This window comes from Microbulbifer mixtoriginis (SeqCode) (genome assembly GCF_052467235.1).
The window spans coordinates 4782331-4794775 of sequence record NZ_CP174305.1 but is presented as its reverse complement, the minus strand read 5'-3'; the positions used below and the strand labels follow the sequence as shown (position 1 = coordinate 4794775).

General features: G+C 48.7%; 10 protein-coding genes. 5 read left to right on the top strand and 5 right to left on the bottom strand.

Annotation, left to right across the window (positions count from 1 at the left end; translation table 11 throughout):
- The first annotated feature begins 176 nt into the window (after positions 1-176).
- Positions 177-1052, top strand: coding sequence for an alpha/beta hydrolase (locus tag ACJJIO_RS20955; RefSeq protein ID WP_444909718.1), 876 nt, complete (start codon positions 177-179; stop codon positions 1050-1052).
- Positions 1053-1160: 108 nt separating this feature from the next.
- On the opposite strand, the gene ACJJIO_RS20950 is transcribed toward ACJJIO_RS20955, so the two are convergent.
- The 3 genes from ACJJIO_RS20950 to ACJJIO_RS20940 form a co-directional block, all read right to left on the bottom strand.
- Entirely contained in the window at positions 1161-1430 is a 270-nt protein-coding gene (locus ACJJIO_RS20950) for a hypothetical protein (protein ID WP_444909717.1), read from the bottom strand.
- 173 nt (positions 1431-1603) lie between these two features.
- Positions 1604-2245, bottom strand: coding sequence for a hypothetical protein (locus ACJJIO_RS20945; RefSeq protein WP_444909716.1), 642 nt, complete (start codon positions 2243-2245; stop codon positions 1604-1606).
- A gap of 293 nt (positions 2246-2538) precedes the next feature.
- Positions 2539-2913 (bottom strand): hypothetical protein, encoded by a 375-nt coding sequence (locus ACJJIO_RS20940; protein ID WP_444909715.1) that lies wholly within the window; start codon positions 2911-2913, stop codon positions 2539-2541.
- 582 nt (positions 2914-3495) lie between these two features.
- On the opposite strand from ACJJIO_RS20940, the gene ACJJIO_RS20935 reads away from it, so the two are divergent.
- On the top strand, positions 3496-5457 hold the full coding sequence (locus ACJJIO_RS20935; protein ID WP_444909714.1) for a GMC family oxidoreductase: 1962 nt from the start codon (positions 3496-3498) through the stop codon (positions 5455-5457).
- A 59-nt stretch (positions 5458-5516) separates the two neighbouring features.
- On the opposite strand, the gene asnS is transcribed toward ACJJIO_RS20935, so the two are convergent.
- Both asnS and ACJJIO_RS20925 read right to left on the bottom strand, forming a co-directional pair.
- On the bottom strand, positions 5517-6923 hold the full coding sequence (gene asnS, locus ACJJIO_RS20930; RefSeq protein WP_444909713.1) for an asparagine--tRNA ligase: 1407 nt from the start codon (positions 6921-6923) through the stop codon (positions 5517-5519).
- Positions 6924-7195: 272 nt separating this feature from the next.
- Entirely contained in the window at positions 7196-7492 is a 297-nt protein-coding gene (locus tag ACJJIO_RS20925) for a hypothetical protein (protein WP_252085769.1), read from the bottom strand.
- Positions 7493-7676: 184 nt separating this feature from the next.
- On the opposite strand from ACJJIO_RS20925, the gene ACJJIO_RS20920 reads away from it, so the two are divergent.
- The 3 genes from ACJJIO_RS20920 (at position 7677) to ACJJIO_RS20910 (ending at position 12374) form a co-directional block, all read left to right on the top strand.
- Positions 7677-9311 carry an alpha/beta hydrolase gene (locus ACJJIO_RS20920; protein WP_444909712.1) on the top strand — a complete coding sequence of 545 codons (1635 nt, stop codon included), beginning with the start codon at positions 7677-7679 and terminating at the stop codon, positions 9309-9311.
- Positions 9312-9446: 135 nt separating this feature from the next.
- Complete coding sequence (locus tag ACJJIO_RS20915; RefSeq protein ID WP_444909711.1) at positions 9447-11081, top strand: alpha/beta hydrolase; 1635 nt, start codon at positions 9447-9449, stop codon at positions 11079-11081.
- A 51-nt stretch (positions 11082-11132) separates the two neighbouring features.
- Positions 11133-12374, top strand: a complete 1242-nt coding sequence (locus tag ACJJIO_RS20910) for a lipoprotein-releasing ABC transporter permease subunit (RefSeq protein WP_444909710.1) — start codon at positions 11133-11135, stop codon at positions 12372-12374.
- Positions 12375-12445: the final 71 nt, after the last annotated feature.

Genomic DNA, 12445 nt, shown 5'->3' with positions numbered 1-12445 from the left:
GTCTCGGTTGGATATAAAAATCTAAACTCCTTACTTGTTGCCAGGTAATTTCTTATTTTCGCTTCGATGCCGCATGTCTCTCATATACCTGTGGTAATTAATGCTTTTATGATCTGATTGCTATTTGGGTAGGCAAATGTTTTTAGGGTATAAAAGTAAACTCTGAGGAGTAGGGTGTGTATAAGTTAAAATGTATTGTGGTCGTGTTATTCCTATATTCCGTTCCTGTGCTGGCTGAAGAGCTTGTTGTTCCCAAGCCTGGAGCTTTTGAGCTAGATAATTCTGAGGTTTTTACAATTCATTCAAAAATATTAGGGCGAACATATGATTTATACATTAAAACACCTGCTGGGTATTATGATGATTCTCAGAGTGATCGAACTTATCCCACCCTTTATCTAAATGATGGCCCTTATACTTTCAAAGTCGCTGCAGGTGTGACACATCTGAAAAGTATGAATAAGGCGATTGTAATCGGTATCTCTTTTGCGCAAGGGGAACTGGGACAGTTTAGTCGAGTGCGGGATCTTACCCCGGTGGTTGATAAAAGTTGGAGGCGCTACAAGACCGGCGGTGCTCCAGAATATCTTAGGTTTATTGAGGGAGAGGTTATCCCGTTTGTAGAGAAAAATTATCGTGCAAATCCTCTAAAAAGAATCTTGGCTGGTCAGTCTTTAGGCGGGTCATTTGGAGCCTGGGTATTGTTGAATAAGCCGGATCTGTTTTCCAGTTATATTCTCACTAGTCCATCGCTTTGGTATAAAAATGAAATGATTTTTGATGTTGAGGAGGCGTATTCAAAAAGGAATAAATCATTAAGTGCAAATGTTTACCTTGCAACTGGTGCTCTGGAGACTAAAGAAAACGGGGGGATGAATCATGACATGGTGGGCGGTCACAAGGCCTTTGTTGGGCGTTTGCGTTCACGAAATTATCAGGGTATGTCTCTCAATGATGAGGTGGTAAGCGGGGCTGATCACTATTCAACCTTTCCAATTGGCTTGGCAAAAGGTTTAAGGTGGCTTTATCAGGATCAGTGGAAGATGCACTAATGCATCACGACATTGAATTTAGGTAAGCTCTTTGATCATCTGCTCATAGTAAATAGGTGAAACCTAAGTGGTGGAGGGTACCTTGGTGTGTATATGAAGCTAGTCTTTTTATAGCATTTCGGTATACCAAATCTTAGGTGTACCTATGACTTCAGCTTCTTTTCGGGAGTCATGTAACTCGTTACTGTTCACGAATGCTTCAGCTTTCTCCTTGGAGGTGAATTCATGAATCACGGTCACATTATTGGGGCTGCCTATTTCTTGATACACTGATGTATTTGTACTGCCCATTTGCTTTAAAATTGGCATGAAGTCTATAAGGACTCCCTGCCATTTATCAAAATCTTTCACAGAGGCCTGCATAAAGAGGTAAACCATTAGATATTCCTCAAGCAGTGGTTGTTAGGGGTGTCTGGACTAACTATAGCATCGAACACTTCTCTTCGATGTGGTCAGTTAGAGGCCCGGCAAAAGAGAGCAGAACTTGCCTAACTCTTCGCCGGGTTATAGATGCAGGTGCCTTGATAAAGAATTTATCTTATAGCCAGATATTAGTTCATCACTCCAAGCTTACAGCCCTTGTTTTTGATCTTAACCCATTTACTTATAAAGTTAACTGGTGATGTGTAGGCTTCATAGATTACCGCTTGTCCCCAGGGAGTTACTGCACCTTGCATAGGTTTTGAATAGGAGAAGGCCCCCATTACCCAGGCACTCTTGGTAACGCAGTCTCCACTTGTGGGAAAGCTGGAGGTAAGAGTTGGGTTGTGGTTATAAACAAGATTGGTGGCGTTCAAGAGCTGTTGGGCTCTATTTACAACAGTTGCTACTTCGGTATTTGTAGCAGGGTGTACATAGATAGTGATGTCATTTGCTGAGCTTGGGTAGAACATAACATCATTTACAGTCCCATGGGTTTCACCAGTGGCAGAGTTTTGTGCCCAGGTTTGCCAGCTGCTGTCGCAGACTTCGTCCCAGCTCTGCAATCCGTTGGCGTCCACAACAAATGGTGATACATGTCCACCGCCTATGGTCTTCTTAAAATTACTAAATGACGTTAGGGTTTTACCTGCTTGTATCATTACACCTATACAACGCATATTGGCTTGAGGTACTCCCAGAGCGGTGCTCAGATCGGCGAGCATGTCATTGCAACTGGTAGCAGTAGTGCGGCTCCGGACTTGATTGGGCATAGCGTATTCTCCTTCAATATAGGGGGTTGTTTCTATTGGGTTCTTTTTAAGGTGGTTTTTTTAAGGCAAAACGAATTGATGTTGATTTAAATCCGTAGTTATTTTCAAAAGGAATGTTTAAGTGGCCACTTCTTTAGCATTACTTACAGTTAAGGTAAATTAAAAGAGAGTGGATTAAATAAAATCTTCTGGGAAAAGCCTTTTTTAATTTTTGCCTACAGTATTATTTGGTAAGTCTGTAGGCAATAAAGACCTTCGATTGTTATTGGTTTGCTTGTTTGTGTCTAATAGCACTAAATGGCTTTATCGGCTCTTTTGAAAAGAGTTATTGCTTTCAGAGACATTTCTTTCAGCAGTTCGATAAAACGTGTTGCTGTCATATTTCTTTCAGGGGAAATGTAATATTGCCCAGGGCCTTGTTCAGTAATTCTTAGGCCGTTTGGAGGGGTTGTTCCGGCAGGGAAGCGACAGACCCATCCGATGAGCGTTGATTGATTAATGCTCTCTTGGTCGAAGATTCTTATTCCTTTTCCGTTTGCAATAACGATGCTGATATTATTTAGAAAGGTAGTATCCAGATTAGATGTCAGCATATTGACATCCTCCTCTCTGGAATAACCAAATTTTGGTAAGGAATTGGAGTCAATATAGATTTCTCTGAGGGACATATCTTTCTCCCTTTTAAAACCAATTTGGCCATTGGTCAATAGCTGTTGATAGTTGCTAATTCAGAAGCTTTTTATCTTCTCTGCTTTTTTGAAAGCAGAAGTATTTTTTTTAATTTTTTTGCTTCTTGACTTGAATCATAACTGTGGCTTGGTGTCTGGCGCAACAAGTACGATTGTTTAACTGTTATATTTTATAAAATTCGATAATTGGCGAGTGTAAAGTTCACACTAGTTCACATTTTGTCGCCTTTTGTAACTCTGGGGGAGTTCAGCTCGCAAGTTAATCAAAAATTCCAGCTTATGAGGGTAATGGCTTTGATGGAGGCGTTGTTGGAGAAGGTTCTCTTGGGGTTGGGATTGGAGTTCTGGGTGGAGAAAAGGCTTAGTTTGTTATAACTCATTGTGCTGACATTTTGCGATGCTCGTTTTAAAACGAGATTTTACTGGTTGCTTAAAAATATGTTCTAGATAGGCTTGAAAAGCTTTAGAGTTAAATAATTAGTATTGGTTTTTTAGATTGTATCTGTTTCATCCCTTAGCGTGCGTCGTGCAGCCTTTAAAACATTAGAGCGAATAACTAATATGGATAAGAAGAAAACGCCGGAGAAAAAAAATCATCTAGCAGGCATTGACCGAAGAACTTTTACCAAGCGCGCCCTTCAAATGGGTTTGGCAGCAGGTGCTGTTGCTTCTGGGTTTGGCTCTGCATTTTCGGGTAGTTCAAATCAGTTTTATGATGTTTATGATTACGTAATTGTTGGTTCTGGTGCGGGAGGGGGTCCATTAGCGGCAAACCTGGCAAAGGCGGGCTTTTCGGTATTGGTGCTTGAGGCGGGGGCCAATGACCCTAGTGATGACACACATAATATTCCCGCTTGGCACCCTTTTGCGTCAGAAGACCGCAAGCTGAGCTGGGATTTCTTTATTAAGCATTACGCGGATTTTAATCAACAACAGCTGGATGATAAGTATATTCCAGGTAAAGGTGTTTTATATCCGCGGGCTAGTACTATAGGGGGCTGTACGACACACCATGCGCTGATTACTGTCTATCCCCATAACAATGACTTTGACCGTATTGCTCAAGCGACAGGAGATAGTTCTTGGGGCAGCAGCAATATGCGGCGATATTTTGAGCGGCTTGAGCGATGCCAATATGTTTCCCGTCCAATTTTTTCGAACCCCTCTCGCCATGGTTTTGATGGATGGCTTCCTACTAACAGAGGTAATCCGGCTTTGCTGTTGGAAGACCCGGCAATATTAAAAATCGTCAAGGCAGCATTGGCGAAATACGGACTGGAGGGAGCCCTTGAACAGATTATTTCTGGAAACCTACGCTTAGATATCAATCACTGGGATGTGGCCTCAGGAGAGGAGGGGCCTTTTATTGCCCCGATGGCTGCAGATAGCAGAAGTCGTCGCAAGAGCGTACGGGAGCACCTTTTGGATACCCAGAGTCGCTATCCAAACCTGTTACATATTCGCACCAATGCGCTGGCAACAAGGGTGATGTTTGAAGGTAAAACGGCTATTGGGGTGGAGTTTATGGAGGGGGCGAACCTCTATAAGGCTGACCCTTATCACGATGATGCCGGCTCCATTGGTACTATGCGGCAGGTGAGGGCGAGTAGGGAGGTGATTCTTTCGGGAGGGGCATTCAATAGTCCTCAGCTGCTGAAATTATCCGGAGTGGGGCCAAGCCAAGAGCTTTTTCATCACGGAATTGATCAGATAGTTGACTTGCCGGGTGTAGGTGAAAACCTGCAGGATCGTTACGAAGTCGGCATTGTTAGTGAGATGACTGAGGATTTGGCCCTTCTCAAGGATTGTACCTGGGGCGAGCAGGGTGACCCCTGTCTGAATCGATATCGCTACGGTTGGCTGAATAAAGGCCCCTACAGTGGCAATGGTCCAGTACTGTCTTTGGTGAAGCGCTCCCACCCCGACCTACCAGATCCTGATTTGTTTATTTTTGGAGCGCCCTCTGATTTCCACGGTTATTACCCCGGTTATTCTCAGGCGCTAAGGGACTACAAAGATCGCTTCTCCTGGATCGTACTTAAAGGTCATACTAATAATACGGCTGGGCGGGTAACTTTGCGCTCTGCCAATCCGCAGGACACTCCAGAGATTAACTTTCACTATTTTAATGAGGGTAGTGGTGATTACGAAAAAGACTTACAGGCGGTAGTCGAGGGTGTAAAAATATCCCGGGATATTATGTCGGCCCCTATCGTTGGCCAGCAGGTTGCCAGGGAGTTATTGCCCGGTGGAGATGTGCAGACCGATGAGCAAATCGGTCAGTTTGTTAAAAATCAGGCATGGGGTCACCACGCTTCGTGTTCCAATAAAATGGGGCCAGCCAGTGATCCAATGGCAGTAGTGGATAGTAAATTCCGGGTACATGGCACCAATAATTTACGAGTGGTGGATGCTTCGGTATTTCCACGTATTCCGGGCTTCTTTATCGTGGTGCCGGTGTATATGATTAGTGAAAAAGCTAGCGATGATATTATTGCGGCGGCAACGGGCCAGATTGCCTGATAGGGCCTTGCTAAATCCAGGTTGAAAAAGAAAAAGCCCCGCAGAGCGGGGCTTTTTAATTAGAACGAGATGTTCTTTGGTGTGCGCGGGAAGGGGATAACATCGCGGATGTTACCCATGCCAGTTACGTAAGACACGATGCGATCGAAGCCCAGACCAAAGCCTGCGTGAGGCACTGTGCCGTAGCGGCGCAGGTCGCGGTACCAGTCGAGGTGATCTTTGGGGATGTTCATTTCATCCATGCGCTCGTCGAGCTTCTCAAGGCGTTCTTCACGCTGGGCACCGCCGATAATTTCTCCGATACCCGGTGCCAGTACATCCATGGCGGCTACAGTTTTACCGTCATCGTTCATACGCATATAGAAGGCTTTGATATCCTTCGGATAGTTCAGAACAATCACTGGCTTTTTGAAGTGTTTCTCAGCCAGGTAGCGTTCGTGCTCAGAGGCCAAGTCTATGCCCCAGGAGACGGGGAATTCGAACTTCTCTTTACAGTTTTCCAGGATTTCGATGGCATCGGAGTAGTTGATGCGAGCAAAATCATTCTCGATGATGTTCTCCAGGCGGCTGATGGCCTCTTTATCGATGCGCTGGGCGAAGAAGGCCATATCGTCGGCACGTTCCTCCAGTACGGCTTTGAAGATGTACTTCAGCATTTGCTCAGATAGATCAGCGATATCGGCCAGATCGGCAAAAGCCACTTCCGGCTCTACCATCCAGAACTCGGCTAGGTGGCGAGTGGTGTTGGAGTTCTCTGCACGGAAGGTGGGGCCAAAGGTGTAAACCTTGGATAGGGCCAGACAGTAGCTCTCAACATTCAGCTGGCCAGATACGGTAAGGAAGCTCTCCTCGCCAAAAAAGTCCTTGCTGTAATCGATAGCGCCCTGCTCGTTGCGTGGCAGGTTTTCCATATCCAGAGTGCTGACCCGGAACATTTCGCCGGCGCCTTCACAGTCAGAGGCGGTGAGAATGGGCGTGTGTACGTAGTTAAAGCCGTTCTCATGGTAGAAGCGATGAATCGCCTGAGCGATACAGTTGCGAACTCGAGCCACCGCGCCGCTGACATTAGTACGGACGCGTAGATGCGCGTGTTCGCGTAGGTGCTCCATGGTGTGGCGCTTGGGGGACATTGGGTAGGTGTCCGGGTCTTCTACCCAGCCGACCACTTGAACTTCAGAAGCTAACAACTCGATCGATTGGCCCTTGCCTTCTGAAGGCTTGACGGTTCCAACAATATCCACTGCACAGCCGGTGGTCAGGCGCTGCACTTCAGACTGGTAATTGTGCAAATGATTCTCGGCAATGACCTGAATAGGGTCAAAGCAACTGCCGTCGTGTATTGCCAGGAAAGAAAGGCCGGCTTTGGAGTCGCGACGGGTTCTGATCCAGCCCTGTACGCGAACTTCTTCGCCCTCACGGCCGGTGGATTTTAATAGGCTATCTACGGATTCGACTTTTACTGTCATTTTCTATCGGTTTCTCGCTAGTCCTGAAGGTGGTGTTCTGCCGGCTTGCCTAAAAGCTGACCACGCCACCAAGGTGAAGTTACGGCGGGCATATTGACCTGTTGCTGAGGGGAAATCCAGTCCCTTGGCAATTTGGAAGCTTGCCGGGAGAGCGGGCCTATTTGGGTGGCGCCATTGAAAAGCATCAGGATTGTGTGGGTAAAGTACTTGGCGGCTTGCGGGAAGGAGGGAGTGGGGCCTGGATTCGATACCTGCCCCAAAATCGCACGGGCCTAACCGCGCGGCTTCTTCACCGTGTGCAGTACTGTGTCTCGCTCAAAGAAGACATAGAAGTCGTTGTATTCCCAGCGGGTGATAGCGGGCTCGCCGACGGGGCCCATAATACTGAGGGGCTCACCAAGGCGCGTGCTGATATCGTTTTTCTTCATGCCGCGAGCTTCACCAAAGGACAGCTCTGCGCCCTGGGAGCCCACAGGAATCTCCAGGGTTTTTGCCTGGGCGCCAAATGCCAAAAGAAGTGCCACGGTACCAGCGATCTGGGCCACTCCGTTGCGATTTCTGCTGAACATTTATTGTTCTCCGATTTAGGTGTTCGAATACGCCGGGCCATTAAAACAGAAAAAATGCCAAAACACTTGGACTTCTTCACGTTTTTATACCGAAGAAGGCGCCTTGTAGGGGAAAAAGGTCCGGGGAAGGAGGGTATGTGTGTGCTAGGCTGACCATTGGGCTTAGTCCTGTGGGCGGGCATGGATGCGACTCTCAAAAACCTTCTCAGTTCTGGGGCTATTGCTTGGCGCTATTCTCTTTGCTCTCTCTCTTACGCCCTCTCTGATTCCACGCACTGCCCTCATGCAAGGTGTTCTCGCCGGAACCTCCTTCACTTTTGGCTATGTGATTGGCTTGTTTATGCACTGGCTGTGGAATTACTTTGAGCTTCCCGATATTCCTCTCGGTCCCGGTGTGCGCAGAGTGCTTAAACGCTTAGCGCTGGTTGCCTGCATATGCCTGATCATTATTTTTCTTTGGCAGGGGGCGCACTGGCAGAACTCGGTGCGGGCCTTGATGGGTATGCAGCCGGTTACCGGGATCGGGCCCTTTACCGTGGGGTCAGTGGCCCTGCTGGTCTTTCTCACATTCTGTGTGATGGGTAAAGGGTTTCGCCGAGTCATTCATGCTGTTACCAAGTATCTATCCGTGCATATTCCTGAAAGGGTGGCTTTGCTCATTGGGTTGCTGGTGGCAGTGGCACTTTACTGGGGCATTCTAAATGGGGTGCTCCTGAAGGTAGGGGTGCATATTGTCTCGGTCATTTGGGAAAAACATGATCAGGCAATTGCAGAAGGGCTGAAGGCACCTGAGGACCCCAACAAGGTTGGCGGTGCGGACTCTCTATTAACTTGGAAAAGTGTCGGGCATCAGGGGCGTCGCTTTTTAACCCTTGGCCCCTCTGTGGAGGATATCCGTGAGGTTGCCGGGTTAGGCAAAGAGCCGATAAGGGTCTTTGTGGGTTTGCGGGCTGCAGAAACTCCATTGCAAAGAGCCTTCCTGGCACTTGCTGAACTAAAGCGCCTCAATGCATTCGATAGAGAGATATTGCTAATTGCGACACCCACTGGCGAAGGCTGGTTAGATCCTGGGGCTATAAACTCCCTGGAATTTCTTTATCGAGGGGATGTGGCTACCGTTGCTACCCAATACTCCTTTTTGCCAAGCCCGATTGCATTATTAACAGATAATCAATATGGGCTGGATTCCGCCAGGGCTTTGTTTAAGGTGATCTACGAATACTGGGAGGAACTGCCAGTTGAAACTCGCCCAAGGCTGTACCTCTTTGGCTTGAGTCTCGGTGCTCAGTTATCAGAAGCCTCCTTTGATTTTTATGACATTATTGATGACCCTATCGATGGCGTACTCTGGGCAGGGCCGCCATTTGGCACAGGCATCTGGCGCATCATCACGGATAGTCGCGACCCCGGAACCCCAGCCTGGCTACCGCAGTTTAAGGGGGGAGAGGTTGTTCGTTTTGGTAATCAATATGGCGGTTATTTAGGGCAGGAACCCTGGGGAAGCTTTCGAATCGCCTTTTTGCAGCACGCCAGTGATCCAATAGTCTTTTTTGATCTACGTTGGATGTTTCAAATGCCGGATTGGTTGGAGCGCCCACGAGGGCCGGATGTCTCTCCAGACCTCTACTGGTTTCCCATTGTGACCATGCTGCAACTACTGGCAGACCTAAACTTGGGGATTGCGCCACTGGGGTTCGGACACCGCTATGCACCTGAAGGGTATGTCCTCGCCTGGATGGCGTTAACCGAGCCGCCCGACTGGAGTGACGAGGAGTTAAAGCGTCTACGGGAAAAGCTCAGAACTTATCCAGTGCGTTGAGTGCGGTCTGCCGTAAGAAGGTACTCTTTCAAGATCAAAAACATTTCTGGCTGTTTATTGGGTTACATGGGGCTGTTCGGTGAGAAGTTGGCACAAGCCATTTTGATCTGGGGCTCAAGCTTATCGGCGGCATGAATGCAAAAATTAACCGCTTTCTCAATTTCAGGTTTACTGTTGGGCGCGATATTCTTCGCTCTGAGCCTCACTCCTTCTTTGATTCCTCGCAATGCTTATGTGCAGGGTATTCTTTCCGGTTTTTCATTCACCGTTGGATATTCACTGTCTGTGCTGGTCCGCTATGTTTGGAAGTATTTGGGGGTTCCCGATATCCCGCTAGACCATCGGCAGCGACAAATACTGAGGGGGCTGATAATTATTTTGGGTGTCAGCCTTATTTTAGTTTTTCTTAGGCAGGGGACGGAGTGGCAGAATTCAGTGCGCTCATTGATGGGCATGCCGGCAATTTCTGGCGTCGCCCCAATTACGATTGGTGTTGTTGCGCTCTGCGTATTCCTGCTCTTTAGATGGGCAGGCAAAGGCTTTCTCAGGGTGGTTTTGCGCGTATCTGCCCGTTTAGAAAAGACTATCCCGCCAAGGGTGGCAGCCCTTACTGGGCTGCTTGTCGCGTTGCTACTTTATTGGAGTGTGTTGAATGGAGTGTTGTTGCAGTCGGGCCTCTATGCAGTCTCACTTATCTATGAAAAGCTGGATCTGATTGTTGTTGCGAACTTGCCGCCTCCGCAAGATCCCAACAAGTCAGGTGGAGCGAACTCGCTACTTGCCTGGGATAGGTTGGGACATGAGGGGCGCCGATTTTTGTCTCTTGGGCCATCTGCGAAGGATATTCGGGAGGTTGCAGGGGAGGGCATGGACCCCATTAGAGTTTATGTGGGAGTACACTCAGCAGACACGCCACAGCAGCGTGCAGTTTTGGCACTTGAAGAGTTGAAGCGCGTAAAGGCGTTTGAGCGAGAAATTTTGCTGATTGCAACCCCGGTTGGGGATGGCTGGATCGACCCAGGGGCAGTGAATTCTCTTGAATTTCTGTACCGAGGAGATGTAGCTACAGTGGCCGTACAGTACTCGTATTTACCGGGCCCCATCGTATTGTTCACAGATGCTCAGTCGATCAGAACATCCGCTCGCATTCTGTTCAAGGTGATTTACGATTACTGGGAGGAGTTACCGGTAAACACTCGCCCTAGGCTTTATCTATACGGGCTAAGTTTAGGAGCCAAGCTCTCTGAAGACTCCTTTCAGTTCTACGATGTGATTGATAGCCCCATTAATGGGGCTCTTTGGGCTGGCCCTCCGTTTAGTATGCGGTCCTGGAGAATGATTACCGATAATCGTGATCCCGGCACCCCCGCTTGGCTCCCCCAGTTTAAGGGGGGAGAGGTGGTGCGCTTTGGAAATCAGTACGGTGGTTATTTGGGGCAGAAGCCCTGGGGTAGATTCCGTATCGCCTTCCTGCAGCATGCTAGTGATCCGATTGTCTTTTTTGACTTTCGCTGGGCGTTTCGCAGACCTGACTGGCTGGAGCGCCCCAGAGGGCCCGATGTGTCTCCGGATCTTCGCTGGTTCCCTGTTGTCACTATGTTGCAGCTGTTAGCGGACTTTAATGTAGGGGTCACACCACGGGATTTCGGACACCGCTATTCGGCAGCAGGATACACGCTCGCCTGGATTGCCTTGACCGAGCCTCCGGGTTGGAGCGAGGCAGAGCTGCAGCGCCTGCGGGCTAAGCTAAAAATTTTTCCCAAGCGCTGAAGTTGTCTAAATCCTTGGATTTCTTGACTATTTTCCGTTTAAATCGGCTCTATGTTAAAACCTGTCCCCCTTTTTATTGGCCTGAGATATGTGGCTGCCCGCCGCAGGCAGCAGTTCATTTCCTTTATTAATGGCTTCTCCCTGATTGGCATGGCGTTGGGCGTTCTTGCCTTGATCGTCGTGACTTCTGTGATGAACGGCTTCGATCGTGAGCTGAAAACGCGAATATTGAGCGTGGTTCCCCACGGTTTTATCGAGCGCGAAGGCGGCTTGCAAGAGTGGCAGGGCGTGGCTCAGAAGCTTGAACAGCAGCCCCATGTGGAGGCGGTGAGTCCCTTTGTAAAAGGGTTTGCCCTGTTGAGCGCCTACGGCGATAGCCACGGGGTCGAGTTCCAAGGTGTAGACCCCAAGGCCCTACGCGATGTCTCTGAAGTTGGCGAGCATATGGTGATGGGCAGCCTGGATGAGTTACAGCCCCGCAGTTACCAAATAGTGCTCGGCCGTATTCTCGCCCAGCAGCTCAATGTGCTGCCCGGCGAGTCTGTCACTCTGACCCTGCCCGAGGTGGCAGTAACTCCCGTTGGTATCTTCCCACGCACCAAACGCTTTACCGTCGCCGGAGTTTTCTCGGTAGGCGCCCAGGTGGACCAAAATGTGGCATTGATGAATGTAGAGGATGCAGCCCGATTAATGCGCATGTCTGGCAGGGTGCAGGGATTACAGCTGCGCTTTGACGATATGGATAATGCTCTGGGTAGGGTTGAGCCCTACGCCGCGGCCCTCGGGGAGGGTTTTAGTGGTGAGGATTGGAGCCATTCCCAGGGAAGCCTGTTTCAGGCCGTGAAGATGGAGAAGACGGTGGTCACTTTAATGTTGATGATCATCGTAGCTGTAGCGGCTTTTAATATTGTCTCCGCCTTGGTGCTGATGGTGGCGGACAAGCGCTCCGATATCGCCGTGCTCAGAACCCTGGGGCTCACTTCACGCCAAATAATGGCAGTGTTCGTTGTGCAGGGCAGCGCGATCGGGCTGATAGGCGCATTTACTGGCGCCTTGCTGGGTATCCTAATCGCGCTCAATCTCACAGAGATGGTGAGCTGGATGGAAAACCTTTTGGGCGCCAAGATTTTTGATCCGCGGGTATTTTTCGTGAGCTATTTGCCATCGGAGTTTCGTGTTGGCGATGCAGTGGTAGTCTTATCCGCCGCTATCTGTATGAGTTTATTAGCGACACTGCTGCCCGCATGGCGGGCGGCCCAAATCGAGCCAGCGGAAGCTTTGCGTTACGAGTAATTGTCATATAAATCATATAGATATGATCAGTATCTAAAGTGATTTCTTAGAATTTGGAAGCGGCAAATATT